14 protein-coding genes and 2 riboswitches are annotated in these 20,794 nt (G+C 45.0%); of the genes, 6 read left to right on the top strand and 8 right to left on the bottom strand.

The annotated features are described in order from the left end of the window. Positions 1–3 precede the first annotated feature (3 nt). The 3 genes from tssA (at position 4) to EV690_RS05675 (ending at position 6,289) form a co-directional block, all read left to right on the top strand. Positions 4–1,416 (top strand): type VI secretion system protein TssA, encoded by a 1,413-nt coding sequence (gene tssA / locus EV690_RS05685; RefSeq protein ID WP_131911937.1) that lies wholly within the window; start codon positions 4–6, stop codon positions 1,414–1,416. 18 nt (positions 1,417–1,434) lie between these two features. After that, positions 1,435–4,992, top strand: a complete 3,558-nt coding sequence (gene tssM, locus EV690_RS05680; RefSeq protein ID WP_131911936.1) for a type VI secretion system membrane subunit TssM — start codon at positions 1,435–1,437, stop codon at positions 4,990–4,992. A 64-nt stretch (positions 4,993–5,056) separates the two neighbouring features. Beyond that, positions 5,057–6,289, top strand: coding sequence for a type VI secretion system ImpA family N-terminal domain-containing protein (locus EV690_RS05675; protein ID WP_165872669.1), 1,233 nt, complete (start codon positions 5,057–5,059; stop codon positions 6,287–6,289). Between the two features lie 147 nt (positions 6,290–6,436). Here EV690_RS05675 and EV690_RS05670 read toward each other — a convergent pair whose 3' ends face one another. From EV690_RS05670 to EV690_RS05655, 4 genes are all read right to left on the bottom strand, one after another. Further along, the gene (locus EV690_RS05670; RefSeq protein WP_131912158.1) at positions 6,437–7,738 is read right to left on the bottom strand and encodes a sodium ion-translocating decarboxylase subunit beta; all 1,302 of its coding nucleotides are present in this window, start codon (positions 7,736–7,738) and stop codon (positions 6,437–6,439) included. A gap of 14 nt (positions 7,739–7,752) precedes the next feature. Further along, positions 7,753–9,573: a sodium-extruding oxaloacetate decarboxylase subunit alpha gene (gene oadA / locus EV690_RS05665; protein WP_131911934.1), complete on the bottom strand. Its 1,821-nt coding sequence runs from the start codon at positions 9,571–9,573 to the stop codon at positions 7,753–7,755. A 5-nt stretch (positions 9,574–9,578) separates the two neighbouring features. Next, complete coding sequence (locus tag EV690_RS05660; protein ID WP_131911933.1) at positions 9,579–9,854, bottom strand: OadG family protein; 276 nt, start codon at positions 9,852–9,854, stop codon at positions 9,579–9,581. A 642-nt stretch (positions 9,855–10,496) separates the two neighbouring features. Then, entirely contained in the window at positions 10,497–11,693 is a 1,197-nt protein-coding gene (locus EV690_RS05655; protein WP_131911932.1) for a CobW family GTP-binding protein, read from the bottom strand. Positions 11,694–11,835: 142 nt separating this feature from the next. Beyond that, positions 11,836–11,925, top strand: a riboswitch (TPP riboswitch). 69 nt (positions 11,926–11,994) lie between these two features. On the opposite strand from EV690_RS05655, the gene EV690_RS05650 reads away from it, so the two are divergent. Both EV690_RS05650 and EV690_RS05645 read left to right on the top strand, forming a co-directional pair. Next, positions 11,995–13,062 carry a DMT family transporter gene (locus tag EV690_RS05650; protein WP_165872668.1) on the top strand — a complete coding sequence of 356 codons (1,068 nt, stop codon included), beginning with the start codon at positions 11,995–11,997 and terminating at the stop codon, positions 13,060–13,062. 193 nt (positions 13,063–13,255) lie between these two features. Next, positions 13,256–13,421: riboswitch (yybP-ykoY riboswitch) on the top strand. A gap of 9 nt (positions 13,422–13,430) precedes the next feature. Beyond that, positions 13,431–14,021 (top strand): manganese efflux pump MntP, encoded by a 591-nt coding sequence (locus tag EV690_RS05645; RefSeq protein ID WP_131911930.1) that lies wholly within the window; start codon positions 13,431–13,433, stop codon positions 14,019–14,021. Positions 14,022–14,114: 93 nt separating this feature from the next. On the opposite strand, the gene EV690_RS05640 is transcribed toward EV690_RS05645, so the two are convergent. The 3 genes from EV690_RS05640 to EV690_RS05630 form a co-directional block, all read right to left on the bottom strand. After that, positions 14,115–17,318, bottom strand: a complete 3,204-nt coding sequence (locus EV690_RS05640) for an HD domain-containing phosphohydrolase (RefSeq protein ID WP_131911929.1) — start codon at positions 17,316–17,318, stop codon at positions 14,115–14,117. 237 nt (positions 17,319–17,555) lie between these two features. Then, positions 17,556–18,566, bottom strand: a complete 1,011-nt coding sequence (locus tag EV690_RS05635; RefSeq protein WP_131911928.1) for a substrate-binding domain-containing protein — start codon at positions 18,564–18,566, stop codon at positions 17,556–17,558. A gap of 604 nt (positions 18,567–19,170) precedes the next feature. Next, on the bottom strand, positions 19,171–20,061 hold the full coding sequence (locus EV690_RS05630) for an oxidoreductase (RefSeq protein WP_131911927.1): 891 nt from the start codon (positions 20,059–20,061) through the stop codon (positions 19,171–19,173). A gap of 175 nt (positions 20,062–20,236) precedes the next feature. Between EV690_RS05630 and ppiC the strand changes: the two genes are divergently transcribed. Further along, on the top strand, positions 20,237–20,515 hold the full coding sequence (gene ppiC / locus EV690_RS05625) for a peptidylprolyl isomerase PpiC (RefSeq protein WP_131911926.1): 279 nt from the start codon (positions 20,237–20,239) through the stop codon (positions 20,513–20,515). Positions 20,516–20,599: 84 nt separating this feature from the next. Here the strand turns inward: ppiC and EV690_RS18200 are convergent, their stop codons facing one another. After that, positions 20,600–20,761, bottom strand: coding sequence for a hypothetical protein (locus tag EV690_RS18200; RefSeq protein WP_165872667.1), 162 nt, complete (start codon positions 20,759–20,761; stop codon positions 20,600–20,602). Positions 20,762–20,794 lie beyond the last annotated feature (33 nt).

The raw sequence follows: 20,794 nt of genomic DNA, 5'->3' as shown, positions 1-20,794 counted from the left end.
ACCATGAATGTAAAAGAATTCCGAACTAAATTAGCCACCCCTATCAGCGAACAGTCGGCGGTAGGTGAGCGATTACGTGATGATCCACTTCTTGATTTTGTTGAATCACAAATGATCAAAGTGGGATCGCTTTCGCATGCCGAGGTGAAGTGGCAGGAAGTTGAACAAAGTGCTTTAAAGCTATTAGCTGAACGGAGTAAGGATCTCAAAATACTGGCAATTTTGCTGCAGTGTCTGCAGCATCAATGCACCCCAGAACGCTATATTTTATCGCTACAGCTGTTTGTCGATTTTATAGAAAAGTATTGGGTCAGTTGTTTTCCTGCACCCGGTAAACGTGGGGTATTGCCCCGGCGTAAGTTTTTTTCGCAGATCTTGCAACGCAGTTACCAAGCGGGTGAAAAACTTGAACCTGCGCGCTTTGATTTTGAGCAAAAAAGCCAGTTAGAACAGGTGATTGAACAACTCGAAACGGCAGCTAAACAGCAACAGTTACCCGTTGAAGGGGTCGACGAATTAGCGGCTTTAATCAAGCGGCAAATGGCAACAGTCAGTGAGGTGAAGCCAGCCGCTCAGCAGCACGAGGATGTGTCTGCCCCGCCAGAACCCAAAGCTTCTAGCACGATCTCAACGCAATCCTCTGCGCTGAGTATTGACACCTCGAGCGAGCGCGCCGTTAAGCAGACATTGTTAAAAGTGGCGGATTTTTTAACAGAGCTGGATGAAGGTCCGATTCTGGGGTTACGACTGCGACGTTTTGCAGTGTGGTTTTCCATTACGGCATTACCAGAGGCTAACTCACAAGGGGAAACTCAGTTAATGGCTGTTTCGGCGGACCGCATTCAAGACTATCAAGAGCAATTACAACGGGGGGCTAGCTTGGCGTTGTGGCGTAAAGTCGAACAAAGTTTAGCGCTGTCTCCATTTTGGTTTGACGGCCACTATTTAAGTGCTCAGATTGCCGAAAAGTTGTCTGAGCCAAACTGGAGTGAAGCGATCCGTCAAGAATTAGCGCTGTTTATCGAACGACTCCCCGGCTTGAGCCAATTAAGTTTCAAAGGTCAGATCCCGTTTGCCAGCGCGGCTACATTGCAGTGGCTAAATAGTACCAAGCAAGGCTCAGCTGAGCAGGGCGGTTCTGACTGGCATGCGCGGCGCACAGAAGCGATGCAATTGGCCAAAGAAGGTGGCTTGTCGGTTGCTCTAGCCATGTTAAATGATGGGCTGAAAGATGCCAGCGAGCCTCGTGAAAAAGCGTATTGGCGTTTATTAAGCGCCGACTTAATGCGTGAACATCAGTTAGGGGCTATGGCCGGACAGAATTATCAGGCGTTATATAGCCAAATTAGTCAGATGAGTGTTGGCCAGTGGGAGCCATCACTCATTCAGCATTTAGAATCTTATCGAGCAGAATAAGTCAGGAATCGATTGATTATGTTTCAGTTAGTTAGCAAATTTTTAAAAAAGCTCTGTAAACCCTTATTGGGTGCATTGCAATCGTCTTTGCCATTATTGATTATCTTGGTGTTTATTCTGGCTCAGGTCGCTATTTGGTGGGCCGGCCCATGGTTAAGCATCAAAGACTCTCATCCTTTAGCCTCAATTATGGCTCGCGGATTGGCCAGCAGTGTTTGCACCTTAATCTTCATTATTTGGTGGGCTCTGGCGCAGTGGCATAAGTTGCATAAAATACAGGCTTCACAAAGTCATCAGCTGCAACTACAAGAAGACCCGATCCAGCGCTATGAAGAACGCCAGCAGGTTGAGCTGGATAAAGTCATGAGTGGGATGCGCCAGAGTTTAAACAGGCGGAATTATCTCTATGCCTTACCTTGGTATCTGGTGTTAGGGCTGGAAAATGCAGGAAAAACGAGTTTAATTAACCGCTCGGGTCAGGATTTTGTGTTTTCAAATGTGCTTCGGGCCTCGGGTAAAAAAAGTGAAAATCCTTATTCATTTGATTGGTGGATTGGCGATGATTCGGTATTAATCGACCCGGATGGCGAGCTGTTAACGCAGCGCCATAATGACCCTGATAATGATGGTGAAATGGAGCGTCGATTGTGGCTACATTTTGTCAAATGGTTAGAAAGTACGCGCAGCCGCCGTCCCCTCAACGGTGTCGTGATTGCGCTGGATATTGCTCATCTGGCGACCACCTCGGTTTCTGAACGACGTGCTTATGCCACGTTATTGCGGGCTCGATTGCGTGAACTGATGGAAATTCTCTCCACTCGTATGCCCGTGTACATTACGCTGACGAAGCTGGATCTATTGTATGGTTTTGAACCGTTCTTTCGTGAATACACCAAAGAACAGCGTGATGATGTCATGGGCTTTACTTTCACGTTAGATTCAGTCAGTGATCTGGATAAATGGTTGAGCGAATTTGAACAGGAATATCGCGCCTTTATCGAGCGGATTAATGCGGGTCTTCCGAAAGCGTTGCAACAGGCCGCAGATGAAGAAGATCGTACGGCTATCTACAGCTTTGCTCGCCAGATTGCGGGGTTACTCGATGTTCTCAAACAGTTCTTTAACGATGCTCTGGCCAGTGACCAGTTCTCGACTTCGGCGCTGGTTCGCGGAGTTTATTTAACCTCGGTTTATCAACAAGGTGTGCCATCGGACGCTTATGTTGACGCGTCAGCGCGTCGTTATGGATTAAGTCGGGTGATTAACAGTGCTCAGGATGCAGCCAGTTCGACGACTTATTTCACCAAAAACTTGTTCCAACGGATTATTTATCCAGAAGCTGGTTTGGCCTCAGATAACTTTCGTGCCGCTCAGCGTAAACGACGAGTGCTGTTGCTCTCGACTATTGTGTGTCTCATTGCTTCGGTGATGCTGATCGGCGGCTGGCAGCGCTACTACATGATCAATAGTGCTCAGGCCCAAGAGGTGCTCAAGCGGGTTGAGCTTTATAAAAAACAATATGCAGATGTTTCCTGGCGTGGTAAAGACGAAAAAGCCCTGTTGCCACCGTTGAATATGTTGCGTGATGCCACTCTTGAATTTGGTTTCTATCGCCAACGAACACCGGGCGTGGCGGATATGGGGCTTTATCAGGGAAAATCCATCGGTCCGAAGGTTGAGACGAGCTATTTAGAAGCACTGCGTTTGCAGTATTTGCCCGTGTTGCTGCGTCAACTCGTCATGCAAATGAGTGAAGCGAAAACCGATGAACAACGTCTTACTTTGCTGCGCGTGTATCGAATGATGACGGATCAAAGTGGCCGGCGTAAAAATTATGTGGAAGATTACTTTCGTAAATATTGGCAGAAAGAATATCCCGGGCAACCACAGACGCAGCAGATGTTGATGAGCCATTTAGATTATGCAATGGATCATACGGATCTTGAAGCTTTGCAAAAAGAGGGAGATCCGCAAGCGATCGCTATACTTAAGCCATATGATCAGCTGATCGCAAATATCCAGATGCGGTTAAGTCAGATCCCGGTGGCACAACGGGTGTACCGTAATCTTCAGCAAAATGCGGCCTTGGTCTTGGGCGCTCCGTTAGAATTGCCAAAACAGGTTGGACCCGTTTATAACGTGGTGTTTGACGCCTCTAACACGCCAAAACAGACACTTGAAATTCCACAGTTATATACAGCGCATGGATTTAAAAAATATTTTCTGCCGCAGTTAGCATCGGTTTCTAATTTGGCCATGATCGACAGTTGGGTCTTAGGCGAGCGCAAGAGTGCCCAATACAGTCAAGCAGATAAAGATGTGTTACGAGCGCACATTCGAGATCTGTATGTGGCCGATTACACGCACTATTGGCGTGAAGCGATCAATCATGTGGATGTGAAGTATTTCACCAATATCAATGATGCCATTGAAGTCCTCAGCAATGTGGTTGGGGGGATGCAACCCTACAATCGACTGCTGCAGACACTATCGCAAAATACCCAACTTTTCCCAGATATGCCTAAAGATGATGCGGCGCGTATGGAATTGATGAAAACCAGTAAATATGCGACCGCTGCTCGAATCGCTGACCCATTTAGCAAACTGAATGGGTTGATTGCCAGTACCGACGGCAAGCCTGCTTATATGAATGAAGTGATGGATGCGATTAGTTCACTCAATGAATACCTTAAATCGATTCAGAGTGCTCCAAGCATGGGCAAAGCTGCGCTAGAGGCAACCAAAGCCCGCCTTAGCCTGAAAGATTCAGACCCAATTTATACGCTTGAGAGGATTGCTTCTGGTTTACCTTCACCGATGAATAAGCTCGTTAAAAAACTAGCCGATGAAAGTTGGCTGACCGTGAAACAGCAGGCTATTGGTTATTTACAGACGCGTTGGCAGAAGGATGTGTATCAGCAATTTGAACAGAAATTGGCGTCTCGTTACCCATTTAATCCACACTCGAATGTTGATGTTTCACTGAAAGACTTTAGTGACTTTTTTGCGCCGGGTGGGGTGATTGATCAGTTCTACAACCATCAACTTAAAATGTTTGAAGATGAAGGTGTGTCTTTAAGCGATGGCGGGCAAAATGGTCTGATTAGCGCGAAGGTGATGCACGAGATTGCACATGCACAGAAGATTCAGCATGCATTCTTTAACCGTAAAGGTGCCTTGGATGTTGAGTTTGCACTGGAGCCAGTTGATCTCACGGGCAATAAAATGCGCGCCATTATCAATGTCGATGGCCAGTATGTTGAATATGCCCATGGTGCAAAACAGAGTGTGAACTTGATGTGGCCGAATAGCTTACGCTCTTCAGCTTCTTCGAAGCTGACCTTAGTGCCGACATTAAATAATGTCTCACCACGGAGTATCACAATTCAGGGGCCTTGGGCATTTTTCCGCTTACTGGATCATGGACGCATTGTCAGCTCTAGTGATACGAGTGTGAAGTATCGGTTTAATATCGACGGTGGCCATGTGACGTACAAATTAACCTCTGAGGTCGATGGCAATCCATTTACGGATGCTTTGTTCAAAAGCTTTAAGATCTCGAAAAACCTCTATTAATAATCGTTCATAACCAGTCTCTGCTTGGAGACTGGTGTTTTTGTGAGTTGTTTTAATGATACAAATGAACCGCTTTAAAATTGTCGATGACGAGCGTCAGCTGCGCGACAATGAGTTATATCAGCAGATCCGTAGTGAGGTAAATCGTCGGTTTAATCCGTTAAGCGGTGGGTGTGATTGGCAAAAAATTTATAACGATTGTCAGAGTTTGATTCGCTCTTCTGGCAGCGACTTATTGTTAGCCAGCTATTACTGTGTGGCTAGTTTAAAAGTCGAGGGCATCAGTGGTTTGGCAGATGCGTTGGAGCTTGAATATGAGGTGCTCGATAAATTTGGTGAACAGTCGATATTTCCTGCCCAGCGGCGCTTAGAACTGTTCAACTGGCAGACCAGCCTTGTTATTCCTGAACTGAAGCGGTTAAATCCTAATCTAGAACAGCTGCGTGAGCTTTATCGATGTGAGCGGGCTTGCCAGGCATTAGATGAGCAGATACAGCAACTACAACAAGAACAAATTCAAGGGTGGGATGCTCTAGGACTTAGCATTTTTGAACAAATTGATAAGCTTGAGCGAGCCTTTAATGCCCCGAGTGAGCGAGTAAAAGTTGTCAACAAAGCCACTTGGGGGATGCGGCTTCGTTGGGCGATTGTTGGGGGCGTTTTGGCTATTGTGGTAGGGACGCCTATGGCGCTTAAAAATCACGCCGAACAGCTCTCGCCTTTATGGACAGCATTAAGTTCTCAACAGATAGAACCCAAAGCATTAACTCTTAAACAAGGGCAGGATATTGCTCAGCGTTTTAGCCATACCGAGTTGCATGCCAACCAAGATGAATTTAAGGCGCTTTATTATCAGCGCATTCAACAACTCAATCAGCGTCCGGTCTATTGGCGTAACCATCAGGTGAATGCCTTGATCGACACCTTAAGCCGGCTATATCCCAATGATTCACAAGTCGAAAAGTTAAAAAAACATTATACGCATTTAAATCAGCATGATCTTTCACTCTATCGCCAGCAGCTGGATAAATTCCGCCAGGCTCGGACTGATTTTGCTAACCTGGAACAGGCGTTTGCTAAACACAATTACTGGCAGGCACAACGTTTGGCTAAAACCTTAAGTGGCTATTCACAAAGTTTGTCACCTGTTTATGGGCAGATGGCTTATATTGAAAAATTGCTTGAAGGTGCGCATGTTCGTCAGGCGCGTGAGCAACTTGAACAATTGAATCAGCGCATTAAGGCCATTCATAGTCAGATGGACCAGTTAGCCAGCCACATTCCTTCTCACTCATAAAATGACCATGAGCCTACTTTCTCTGATGGGGTTTCATATAGAATATAGAAAACCAGCAGCAAAGCGGCTAATTCTCTTATCGTGAATGATGCTATTGCGGTTGAATATTATGCGAATAAAAACGGCGCTTACACGCCGTTTTTTCACTTAACCTAATACATATTTAATCATCACTCCTGCGGCGACTGCTGAGCCAATAACTCCTGCAACATTTGGTCCCATGGCATGCATCAAGAGAAAGTTTTGCGGGTCAGCATCTAAACCGATTTTATTGGATACCCTGGCTGCCATTGGTACCGCAGATACGCCAGCGCTGCCAATAAGTGGGTTCATTTTTTCCTTAAAGAACCTGTTTAATATTTTAGCCATCAGTACGCCAGCGGCCGTACCTACACAAAATGCAAGGACGCCTAATATCAAAATGCCGATAGTTTGTGGCTGCAAAAAGCGTTCGGCAATCAATTTAGAACCTACCGCTAGCCCTAAGAAAATCGTCACGATATTAATCAGGGCATTTTGGGTCGTTTGAGATAACCGCTCAACCACGCCACACTCACGCATCAGGTTCCCAAAGGCAAACATGCCTAAAAGCGGGGTAGCCGAAGGTAGCAGTAAGGCGATCAGAAGGAGCAACATGATCGGGAAAACAATTTTCTCGGTTTTGCTGACCTTCCGCAGTTGGTGCATCTTAATCTGACGTTCAGCCTGAGTGGTCAACGCGCGCATAATCGGTGGCTGGATCAGTGGAACCAGCGCCATATATGAATAAGCCGCGACGGCTATGGCTCCAAGCAACTCTGGTGATAATAAGCTTGAAACATAAATCGCCGTGGGACCGTCTGCACCCCCAATAATCCCAATCGAAGCCGCCTGCGCTAAGCTAAAGTGAATCACTCCCAAGCTATCTAAGGCAATCGCTCCCAACACGGTCGAGAAAATACCAAATTGCGCGGCTGCACCTAACAGTAAGGTCTTCGGATTGGCCAGTAAAGGGCCAAAATCAGTGAGCGCTCCAACCCCCATAAAGATAATGAGTGGGCCTGAGCCAGAGGCAATGGCTAACTCATAAAACTGATACAGCATGCCATTGGTGTATTGAAATTTCTCCGCGATCCACTGTAGTTCGGTTAACTGTTTTGGAGAGGCATGTTGCATCGCCTCTTTAATTGCTCCGACGGTACTTTGGTCAATTTGTAAAATACTGGCAAATTGATTGAGTACCTCAGGATGCGCGGCATGCAGTGCATTATCCACTGCAGACAAGGCTAAACCGATGTCGGGCAGGTTTGCCAAAATACCACCAAATCCGATGGGAATCAGCAGTAGGGGTTCAAAATGTTTAACGATGGCCAGATACAGTAGAATCAGGCCGACGATAATCATGACTACTTGTCCCCAACTTAGATGGAAGATCCCAAAGTTATTGATAAGACCCATTATGTTGTCCATCATTTTTCTCCCGCTTACGCGATCACCAGCAGTGGCTCACCTGCTTCAACTGCATCTCCTTCATGGATATCAATTCGCGCTACAGTGCCACTGCAAGCGGCTTTGATCTCGGTTTCCATCTTCATCGCTTCGAGTATCAGCAACACGTCTCCAATTTCGACATGTTGGCCTACTTTGGCGGCAATTTTCCAAATATTGCCGGATAAAGGCGCCTGCATAACGTTGCCGGCAGCGCTGTTAGCCTGAACAGGTGCCGAGGCCGTTTCAGGCGATGCGGGAGCAGGTGCGGAGGACTGCTGGTTGAGCTGTTGAATTTCACCGCCTTCATCCACTTTTACAACATATTGTTGGCCATTCACGGTAATGGTATAGACATCGCTGGGTGCCGGTTTCATCGGCGGCGCTTTTGGCTCTGGTTTGGCGACTGGAGCTTGGGCAACCTGAGGTTTCGGTTCGAAGGCTTCAGGGTTATTCCGGTTGGCCAAATATTTCCAGCCGACCTGATTAAACAAGGCAATGATCAGTACATCTTCTATGCTGTTATTGGCTAACGTGATGCCTTTTTGAGCGGCTTGTTCTTCGACCTCTTTGCTCAAATGTTGCATTTCCGGTTCTATAAAATCGGCCGGACGCTCTGTAATCGCAGGTTTTTCAGCGGTCACCTGAGCCTGAAGTTTGGGATCCACGGGGAGTGGGGTTTTACCATATTCACCTCGTAAAATAGCGGCTGTTTCTTTGGTAATCGTTTTATAGCGTTCGCCAGTGATGACATTAAATACCGCTTGCGTGCCGACAATTTGTGACGATGGTGTGACCAGTGGCGGGTATCCTAAGTCTTTGCGGACGCGCGGGATTTCTTCTAAAACGGCATCCAGTTTATCCAATGCATGTTGCTGTTTGAGCTGATTTTCCATATTGGTGAGCATGCCACCAGGAACCTGGGCAACCAGGATTCGAGAATCAGCACCACGCATTTGTCCTTCAAACTGACCATATTTTTTACGAACATCGCGAAAGTAGGCTGCAATTTTTTCGAGTTTGGCAATATCCAGCCCGGTATCGAACGGGGTGTCTTTTAGTGCCGCAACCATCGCTTCGGTGGCTGGATGGCCGTAGGTTCCACTTAATGATGAGATCGCTGTATCAATTCGATCGACTCCAGCTTCGATTGCTTTAAGCATGGTCATATCCGCCAGACCAGCGGTCGAGTGGCAGTGCAGGTGCAATGGCACATCGACCTGCTTTTTCAACACTTGAATCAGTTCACTGGCAACTGAAGGGCTTAAAATCCCCGACATATCTTTAATCGCAATGGAATCGACACCGATTTCAGCAAGTTGCTCAGCGGTATCAATCCAGGTTTGCAGAGTATGGGCTGGGCTGGTGGTATAAGAGAGTGTGCCTTGGGCATGGGCACCTTGTTTTTTGACCGCCTTAATGGCACAGCGCATATTGCGGACGTCGTTGAGTGCATCAAAGACACGAAAAATATCCATACCATTAGCGACGGCTCGTTCCACAAATGCATCGACGACATCATCGGCGTAATGGCGGTATCCCAGTAAGTTTTGTCCACGTAAGAGCATTTGGAGTGGTGTTTTAGGCATCGCTTTTTTTAGTTCGCGTAGCCGCTGCCAAGGATCTTCGCCTAAAAAGCGGATACAACTGTCAAATGTAGCGCCTCCCCAGCATTCTAAAGACCAATAACCTACATCATCTAATTGTGCCGCAACTGGCAGCATATCTTCTAAACGCATGCGCGTGGCCAACAGAGATTGGTGTGCATCCCTTAATACGACATCGGTAATTCCGACGGCTTTTTTTTGTAAATCCATAACAATTAACCTCTGGCATTTTGTTTTAATTGAATTGCCCGATGATGGTGAACGGCAGCCGTTAATACGGCAATGAGTTCATCGTGTGTTGGTGTAGTATTAGTATCGGTGGGAATTGATGTACTGACGGGAGACTCTGTCACTCGTTGGTTTTTTTCTAAGCGAGCGACTATTTTCGACATCAGTTGCGTCATGAAGACCAAAAAGAGCAAGAATAGAAAAACAAACCCCATTCCCAACATCATTAATGTAAGGCCTTCTGATAATAACTCTTCGTTCATAATCAGACCTGAATCGTTCAATGAGTAAAATTCAAACAGAAACTCATGGCGACGAATGATGGCGTTATTGGTATTCGTTAAATTGTATCAGTCGTCTTTAGTATGAGTATCAACCTGGCACGGATTTATGTACGACAAAAACATAAATTGGATGTCGGCGGCATGCTAGATGCTAAACCGTGACAACCGTATTTTGAGCCTTTACATCTTTAACGGGGGCGGGGATAACGCGATAGCCAAAAATGTGAGCAGTGATTGTTGATATAAGCGCATTGACAGTTCATAAAAAGCTCCTTTAGCAATTTGAAACGGTTTTCTTTATTAAGGATAAACCAATCAAATTAAGTTGCTTTATTGAAGTGAAAAATATTTGATCTTGTTTCGAATTTAAGTGATATAAGCCCAAATTAGTCGCTGATATTTATACAAATATTTAACAAATTACCGGAAATATGAACACCTGCGTTGGGCCGTTGGCAATGGCTGAAGATAGCCGGTCCAAATAATGTCGTCATAAAGATGAATTGCCCACTGACTGCATCAATCTATCGTTGACTGAGAACTGAAACAATGGTCTGCGTGAGCGATTATAATCCATCCCGATTTGCCACCTGAATCAGGTGGCTTTTTCATGAATGGGCGTTAGCTGAGACGAACCAAGCGTTTCGGCCACGGGTCATCAAATGCAGCGCCATTTTGCCAAGCGAGAATTTCATCTTCAGTCAGAAAACACTGTTGTAATGAGCGAGCAAATGCAGCCACTTGTTCGGCAATACCAATCACCGTTAAATGGCAGCGGCGATCCCCAAAACGTCCTGCTTGGGCGGCTATTTGCGTATTGAGCGTGGCTTTTTCCTCTGCGCTTAAGTGCTGTTGTTGATCCTGCAGAATACCAGAGCGCCAGTAACTAACCAGTTCTAAACTGATACTCCCAGCCGCCTGATTCCACAACAACGCCATATCATCGCGAGTGGGAAGCCAAAAGAAGCCCTTACTGCGGTAGACTTGACGCCCCAGATGCTGTTGGCAGGTGTCATAAAGCCGCTGTGGATGAAAAGGACGGTCATCGCTAATCACTCTGGCGACCATCTGCTCGGGACTGGCTGAATTCATACTTTGAGAAACCGTCTCTTCCAGCTCTTCAATCAGCTTTTCAACGCGATGAAAATTATAAATAGGGGCTTCTAACACAGTCGCAAGATTAAGATGTCCCCATGACAGTGCAATGATATTTACATAAGGGTTCAGCGGATGAATCGCTTGCGCGATTTGCTGAATTTGAGAAGCACTTAACCTGTCATTTTTACTGAGTAATACTTCAGTTGCGAACATCATTTGCTCGCATAATAGGTTTTCGATATGGCGAATGTTTTGTGACAAATTGCGTTCTAATGCTGGGATAAGTGCTTGAGCACTGTCATAGTCATTTTGCAGCATCAGCGCATCGACTATCGCTAATACTCCGTGTAGTTCAACTTGGCGGTGTTGCTGCAGATATTTAATAAGTGGTAATGGGTGACTACTGCCTGAGGTTTCCAGCAAAATCCAGGCAGGTTGTTGGGGAGCCTGAATGAGTGTTTCAATGGCGTCATCTAGAAGCGCTAATCCTTTATCAGAACTAATGTTTTCGCCACTGATAGAGATAAAATTATCCTGCTCCTGACTCACGACGTCTGTATTGGCAATTAATACACCATCGATATCCAGGCGACTCATATCATTTACGATCACACTGACAGCCATGTTTTGCTGATGAGCTTGTACTAGCAAGTGACGCATCAGCGTTGTTTTGCCCGCACCTAAAAAGCCATTGAGTATAGTGATAGGGATTTGCTTCATGATGTCTTATTACTTAAACGGTTTCATTGTTGAAGCGATAGTATAGCGCGTCAGTCAATAAGTCCCGATTGTAAGTGTAAAGGGCGGTTCTAAGAAAGCACTCATTTTTAGTGGCAGTAAATGCGCTGATCGTATTAAAATGATTACTGACTCGGGGTGCCTTATGGCTGAGAGAATACCCGCATCACCTGATATGGATCATGCCATCGTAGGGAAGTCGGTTTGTTTATGTGGTCAATCGCCACAATGTGTTTGTATGACAGATGGCTTCTTTGCATATTTTTTATTGGAAGGAAGGCTTATGTCTTACTCATCACTTACCCGTCGTATTGTAAATCATTCCCTGCCTCATCCCTATATTATGCTGTTTATTGCACCTGTTATTTGGTCAAGTAGTAATATCGTGGGTAAATTATCGGTTGGATTACTTAGCCCATATCAGCTGACTTTTTACCGTTGGGTGGTAGCTGTTGTGGTGCTAAGTGTCTTGTTTTGGCCTCAGATCCGTCGTGACTGGTCAACCCTTGTCGCACATAAATGGTGGTTATTCGGTTGGGGGGCGAGTGCCTTTGGTGTGTTTAATTTATTGCTCTATGGTGCTTATGCGTTGCATGCCAAAGCGGTTAATGTTGCGATTATTCATTCGGTGATCCCAACTTTAACGATTATTTTTAGTTTTTTGTATACACGTCGGTTTGGCCATTCTTTGCAGTGGATTGGCATCGGTTGTTCTTTGTTTGGCGTTTTGTGGCTGTTAACGGCAGGACAATTATCGCAGCTTTGGCATTGGCAACCCTCGTTAGCGGATGGTTTAGTTTTAGTCTCTGCCATTATTTATGCACTTTATTCATTTGCTCTGCGCTGGGCCCCCAATGTGCATTGGAGTTCACAGATGTGGGCCATGTCTTGCGCTGCTTGTTTGGTTGCAGCGCCTGCTTGGGTGATACATGGCTTCGATCATTCTCACTGGCGATGGATTGAGCCGGCTCATCCCAATGGCGCACAGTTATTTCAAGCCATCATCCTTATTCTTTATGTAGGATTATTTATCGCAATTATTTCTAAGATGTTTTATCAGCAGGGGACGATTGCGATGGGTGGGGTTCGTGCTTCGGTGGTGATGAATTTACTGCCACTATTTAGCACGTTGATGGCATTGTGCGTATTTGCTGACGAACGAGCCGTATTTGGTGCGGTACATACTGTGGCTCTGACATGTGTCGTCATGGGGATCGCTTTATCTGAATACGGCGCTTATTGTTACCGTCGACTTCAGCGAAGTAAGCCAGCTACGATCAGAGGGCAATTACTTAACTATGAGCATCTAAAGTTACAAAATAACTCAAAGCGTTATTTTTTGAAAAAATAACCCTGCAACCCGCGGTGATACTGGTTTGAAATTTAACCTCGGTTAATTTTTCTTAACTTATTGGTTTTATAAAAAGAAATAGATTTGAGACTCATTTTTCTAAATGATAATAATACTCATTATCGTACAATGTCATGATAAATAAAGTTTTTTTTGATTTTTCACATTGATGCATTCTCATCTCAATGGTATATTTCGCGGCGTTGGGGAGTAGCCTGCTTTCTTTTTTGAAAGAGTCCGTATCAACATAATTGGCCACATGCCATGGTGCGGATGCCTCTCGGTTGGCGAGACCATCGAAATTTCACGTTTTTTGTTCGGGTGCGTGGATGTTTCGTGGTTGTCATACCCGAGAGAGAATAAATACTATGAATCCAATTGCGTTTACTTTCCTCGCCCTTGCTATGTCTACAGATGCTTTTGCCGCTGCTGTTGGTAAAGGTGCTGCTATCAAAAAGCCGCGTTTTATTGATGCCCTGAAAATGGGACTCTTATTTGGTGTCATTGAGGCTATTTCTCCTATTATTGGTTGGTTTGCTGGCCACTTCGCTGCTGGTTATATTAATGCCTGGGATCATTGGATTGCCTTTTTTATGCTGGCCTTTCTAGGCATCAATATGATTCGCAATGGTTGCTCAACTGGCGAAGATGCGCAAGGTGATGATGTGGTTGAGAAGGTTGTTAAGCCCTCTCTTGTTGCTTTGGTGTTCACCGCCATTGGCACCAGTATTGATTCAGCTGCTGTTGGCGTGAGTCTGGCCTTCGTCAATATGAATATCTATGTTGCGGCATTCATGATTGGTCTATCGACAACGGTTATGGTGACGCTGGGGGTCATGGTGGGCCGCATGGTTGGACAATTTTTTGGGAATCGTGCCGAGATTATGGGGGGAATGACGTTAGTGACAGTAGGCGTTTGGATTGTACTGGAACATACCCATATGCTAACGAGCATTTAATTTAATAGTTCTGTAACGCGGGCGTCTGCCACAGTGGGTTCCAACGGTTAGCCGCAGGAGTGTTTGAAGAGCCTTGGGCATATTTTTCCTTGGCTATTTCTTGCTCTCAATATGTTCAATGAGCGACAGATATTTATGGATGTCGCACTCATCATTTTGCGATGCACTTAAGAATTTATCGGCATATTGTTTGTAAATACCACTGGTTAATAGTAGGCGAAAGACATCTGGATCAAGCTTTTGCTCTTTGACCATTTCGGCGAGAATATCGAGCGCTTCACTGAGTGTCTTCGATTTTTTGTACGGTCGGTCTGCAGCGGTTAGTGCTTCAAAGACATCAGCAATTGCGAGGATTCGCGATTCCATAGGAAGCTCTGATGCGGTTAGTGCTCTTGGATAACCGGTTCCAATGAGTGTCTCGTGATGGCTCCCTGCGATATCTGGTACTCTGGCGAGTTCTTTGGGTAGTGGTAATGATTTGAGCATACTAATGGTGGCAATGATATGTTCATTGATGCGAAATCGATCTTCATCGGTGAGGGTGCCACGAGGGATAGATAGGTTATAAACTTCACCGATATTGGCGCTTAATTCAGGGATCGGCATTTTAATTTCATCGTTCATTTTATATCTTGGATTATGCAGCCAACCGAATTTGTGTAGTGGCTTATCGGCTAATAGGTGTTCTGTTACGGGAAGATTGGGGCGCGGGGTTTTTGCAGCTCGGCTTGTTTCCAATGGCGAAAGCCCCAACCGGTCGTCAAAATAACGTGTCCAAGTGATAGCTGCAATCTGTTGGATCCGAGCCAGTTTAGCCTCATCCATATGTTCGCTATTGAGATTACATTGGGCAATGAAAGAAAAGTCATCTTGAATTTGAGCTTGTTTTGCTGCAAGCCATTTATCTAATAAGAGTTGATTTTCCCCCTTGGCTCGTCTTTTCCAATAATCGATTTGTGCATCGCGCCAGAGCACTTCAAAACGTGTTCTTATTTCATGGATGCGGTTATAAATCGTTTCGAGTTTGGTTCCTTTATCAATGATATGTTCGGGGGTGGTGATTTTTCCGCAATCGTGTAACCAGGCTGCGATTTTAAATTCATACTGTTTAGTCTTGTCATTAAAATCAAAGTCTTTAAAGCCGGAAAGTTCGCTGCGATTGGCTGCTTCGGCCAGCATAATGGCTAAATCGGGTACTCGAGCACAGTGTTTGCCGGTATAAGGGGATTTATCATCAATTGCTTGTGCGATCAGCTGAATGAATGAATCCAGTAGTTGCTGTTGTTGCCGCTGATGTTGGGTAATTGAAAACGTCATATTATAGAGTGAGTTTGATAAATCATTAATTTCAGTGATATGACTTTTAACGCGTTTGAGAACATTAAATTCTCTATGTTTAATATGATTGTTTTCGATAGACAATTGTTTAACGGGTAAAACAATCATTCTCAAAAAATAGACCAAAATTGGGCTCATCAAAATCAGTGATGCCAGGGTGATCAATAATGATACGTACACTTTGGTCATGTAAGGATGCATAATTTGAGTGGTTGGGATCATAATGCCAATATAGTTTTGCTCCCCTAGGTTGGTATCCATTCGATGCACGTAAATCGTATAATTTTTGTGATCAATCAAGACGCCATCAGCGATAATATTTGGTGATTGTGGACTGACTTGTTTGGCGAGCTTAGTAAAAATCGTATGGGGGACGACCCCAGCCAAAAGTGCGTGGTTAATTTTGGATGTGGATGATTCATTTAGCCATTTGTCTTTAAGGTAAGCCTTTTCTTGGGGGGTGATACTGGCAATTGCTTTATTTAATATTTTTTGCAGTGGCTGACGGTTTGCATGGACTAAAATCGATAAACCTTGCTGAGCATTTAAGATGTTCTTATTGTTAAGTTCATAAATACTGACGTTTTTAATCTCATGAATACCTGTCAGGTAACGTAAAACCTGAGTCCTATCAATCACAGCATCGACTCGCTTTTCTTGCAGCGCACGCAACTCATCCATGCTGTTTTTTACTTCAAGGATATGAATGTTCGGATAATTCTTTTTAATAAGCTCAACTAGTGCCCATCCTTGACCCACTGCGACTGTTTTGCCGTTTAACTGCTCCATTGACGTGAGTTGTTTTCCTTGGGTCAAAATCGCAATTGCTGTGGTAAGTTTTATGTAGGGTTGGGTAAACAATCCCCAGTTTTGTCGCTCAGGGGTTTTAATCACTGATTGCAGAATATCGATATTCTTTTTCTTGAATAAAGATGTCAGCTGATGCCAGTCATAGCCATTGGAGAAGATAAATTTTAAGCCAATTTTTTTGGCTAATAATTTAATCATGTCAATAGAGTAGCCTTGTGGAATACCGTTGCTTGAAAAATCAAATGGGGGCCAGTTTAATTCACTAGATACAATCAATTTGCCAAGGCGATGAATATAATCTTGTTCCTCCTTAGAAAGAGGGATCTTTTTGACATTGATAAATTCGGGCGGCGTGGTTAGTTCAATAGAGCTGGTAGTCGTGTTGCCAGCTTGATTAAAAATGAAGGTATCAGCATTACTACCGGCTCGATTCTCTTTTAAGTAATGATTAAAGGTATTTAAAGAGATATCCGCGACAATCACATCGCCAGTACCGGGCACCCGTTTCGCATAAGTAACACCTGGCGCTTGTGTATTATTAAATAGATAAGGGGGGGTTTTGATAACAACGGCTTTGTTCATCGCGTCGGTATACCAAGATCGGACATTGGCGTAGTAATGGCTATCATCAACTTTTCGATGCAGCAACTTGAAGTGACGATCATAATAGAGTTGCTCACGGACTCGACCTTTAGCAGTGGCATGAATATGAATAATGATCCATCGGTCTTGTGCGGTTGCATCGAACTGTTGTCTGACAATTTTGCTGCTCTCTAAATTGACCAGTTCATAAAAATCGCCATTTGCAGAGCCAATACACATCGCATATAAAAATGGCGCCTGACGCATGGCTTGTGCCATCATCTGTATCAAATGGTCTTTTGCTTGCTGGCCTGTTGCGGTGTCGTTTTCTAGATATTGCGATAAAAGCAACAAAATGGCAGTACTGCGAGTATCAAGCGTATGGAGCTCTTTACTCACTGCTTCGGAGACATGGATAAATTGCGTTTTCGCGGCATCGTAAGCCATCGACTGCGCAAAATAATACTGTAACCCTAAAGCAACTGAAATAATCAATATTGATAAAGTTATAAATAAAGAGAAAACAGTCACTCTCATACTAAACGCTATATGCTGGAGCTTGCGCATGATCGAATCTCTTATGAATGGATGAGAATGATAAAGGAGCTAAGTAATAACTATAGATGAATATCTTTAACGATTTATTTAATAAAGAGAAAAATTAGTCTATAGGGTTGGGTGCCTCACATTAACAGCGTCCAGAATTTGCCAGCTGGACAGCATTTTAGCTACTGTGGACGGTTATTTATCTGCTGTTTTAGTTCGTCACTGGCTCAATCGAAGTAAGATATCTGTGCAGACGAATCAGCGTGAATTGGCTACTGGTCCGACTGAATAACGACGTATCAGTGTCGGTTTATATAACCGACATGCAGAGGTCTTTAATTCAGAATGGACTAAGGTCAGTGCATGTTGGGCAGCTTGTTCTGCCATGATTTTAATGGGGTAGTGCATGGTTGTGAGTTTAGGGTAAAGGTACTGAGCGATGTGGCTATTATCGAACCCTATCACTGACACATGAGTGGGGATTTGAATATTATTTTCATGTAAGACTGACATACATCCGGCAGCCATATCATCGTTATAACAGGCGATAGCAGTTATCGGCAGATTTTTAGCAAGTAGTGCGGTCGTTGTTTTTTCACCCCCTTTTTCATTGGGTTCACCATAGGCAACTGCATCGTCATTGAGATCAATATGGTAGGCTTTGAGAGCTGCCAAATGACCCGCCAAACGGTCTCTTGCATCTTCAATGGGGGCACTTGAACACAGATAACCAATATGTCGATGTCCTTGCTGGATGAGAAACTCACAAGCCATATAAGCACCCTGAAAGTTATCCAGTGCGATACAACGATCCTCCGCTTTGGGCACAACCCGGTTCAAAATAACCATCGCCGGAAACTCGTTTAAATAGGCCAATAACTGACTATCACTGAGCCCCTTACTGTGAATAATCAGTGATCGACAACCACTATTAGCCAGTAATTCAATCGCATGTGCTTCTTTATCCGCTTGATGCTGTCCGCTGCCGACCAACAACTGTTTATTTTCAGCCGTCACAATCGCGTCAATGGCATCTACCATCGTACCAAAAAAAGGGGATGACATATTATTGACCAAAACTCCCACGGTATAGTTTGACTGACTCACTAAAGCGCGGGCGTTCGCATTGGGACGGTAGCCTAACTGCTTCATGGCTCGTTGCACGGCTTGTTGTGCTTTGGCACTGGTATGCGGGGCGTTATTGATAACGCGGGAAGTGGTTGCAATAGAAACCCCAGCTGCTTTGGCAACATCTTTTATCGTAATCATTGTGTTCTGTTAGTTTGCCTTGACGTGGTTGCATCCCAAGAGTGGTTTTATAGACAACTTTTAGCACTGTTATCTGCAGCCTATGGTGTTATTACTTTATCAGTAGTTGTAGGGTAAATGCGCGTGATCTATCAAATTTTTCCAGTAAGGCATTATCAAGTGATTTTGCGAGCCAACTCTTTATCACGTACTAACTTTAATAGAGCGATGTTGGGCCTTTTATGCGGTTCTCCATCGCTCATGTGTGTGGCTAGGGACTGTTGACCTTTTGTGATTAGTTTTGCAGAAATCTGAGAGGGATTTAGGCAAGGCAAACGTTGTGCTGTGTCGTTATTCTCCACAAAGAACGTTTAACGCTGGATAAATTCCTCTCAGATACTGCCCTTGGGGTTCATTTAAACGCATCCTGAACTTTGTTGCCCCCTGCTTGCTTCACTCATTAAGCGACGCAGGGTGCGCCGCGTTCAAAATGCGTTTAATTTGAACAAAATTCAACCACCAAAGGTCAACAGTCCCTAGTGGCTGGCGGACTCCGGGAAATGATTGAGCTGATATCACCCACATAAAAACCGCTGTTTTCGTCTCTTAACGGCGCGATGGATGACTAGCCGGGGCCATCACTGGCGGCGGCAAGTAACGGCACAATAATGTCACTGATAGGAGTCTCCAGATGATGGGCTTGTCCGAGGCGCTTGAAAATACCGTTGCGAATATCCCATTCCATGGGTTGGTTGGCGAGTCGGTCCACTAGGATAGAGGTGCTCATATCTGGGGCATAGCCTTGTAATACGCCGATGATCTCATCTCTGACGTCATCGCCTAATTGCGCGCCCTCAGCTCGGGCAACTTGTAAACATTCATCCAGATAAGCGTATGCTAGCTTGGTGATATCATCACGAGCAAACATCCCTGCACGGCGAGTTGTGAGTACCATCAACCCTGCCACAGCATTTCGCAGTAATTTGTGCCAAGCGGTGGAAGTGAAATCAGTCGCGATATCCACATGGCATAAACTGCCTTGCAGGGCGTTGCTGATGATCGCGGTTTGCGGTGTATCGGGGAGCGTTAAACGGGCTTTTTTGCGTAGCCAGACCGAATCGTCAGACTGGCGCTGAGCCGGAAACCAAACGACTGAAGGCAAAACAGTGGCGCCGGAGGTTAGCGGCGAGAGCGATGCTTTTTGTTCAACTCCATTTTGCAGAGCGCAGACTACCGTATTGTTATTACACAGTGCTTTTAACCAAGGGGCAGCTGCCGCAACTTGGGTGGTTTTGACAGCGACAAAAACAAGATCAACCGGGTGAGTGATGTCATTGGGATCTGTTTTAACTGGGCCGGGGACCACCATCTTTTGGGCTTCATATTTTAGTTCTAAATTCTCCCGCGGCGAGCGACCACAAATGATGGGCGTATGGCCCACTTCATGTAACGCTGCTGCAATCGTGGTGCCAATAGCACCGGGGCCAATCAGAGCAATCGTCGGTTTTTGAGCCATTCTATTCTCCTTATGTGGTGGGGCACTGTTCTTGTTCACTATAAAGCATTCTGTCCTTTATTGATGATTCCGGCAAGTTGGGCATATTACGTTGAAAAGATGCCCACGGCGTAACTCGAAGCTTGAGGTTGGTTGGGATACAATAGGTGGCTATTACCAAGTTAAGAGAATCACAATGGCTTCAACGGCAGCAGCACTACATATTTTGGTTAAACATAAGACTCAGGCTGAAGATATTATGACTCAGCTGAAAAAGGGGGCGAAGTTTCAGACGCTCGCTAAAAAATATTCAACTTGCCCATCCGGTAAACGCGGCGGGGATTTAGGCGAGTTTCGTCGAGGCCAGATGGTGCCTGCTTTTGATAAAGTCTGTTTTAATGGTGAGCTTCTCACCCCGCACCTGGTCAAAACGAAATTTGGTTGGCATGTGGTGAAGGTGTTGTATCGCACTTAAGTGAGCCAGAAAAGTCGCGGACGGTTTTTCAAACCTTGCTCACAGGTCATCGGTTTCGGTTGATTCGCTGGGTCGGTTCATTACTTATAGAATATCAAATAGAGATAATCCCGGATAAAGTGAATATTCATTTTCTCTTCTTCGCCCAATCTTAAGTGTTCGTTCAGCCATCAGAGCATGCGTGCGAGCGACTGCAACGTGAATAGCCAATGCCAGCGAAAAGATTGTACGAAGATTTAAAAGCATTTAAGATTTTATCCCCTAAACCATAAAAGATGC

The sequence above is a fragment of the Celerinatantimonas diazotrophica genome (assembly GCF_004339545.1).
In the GTDB taxonomy this organism is placed as follows: Bacteria; Pseudomonadota; Gammaproteobacteria; order Enterobacterales; family Celerinatantimonadaceae; genus Celerinatantimonas; species Celerinatantimonas diazotrophica.
This window is presented reverse-complemented; position numbering and strand designations above follow the sequence as displayed.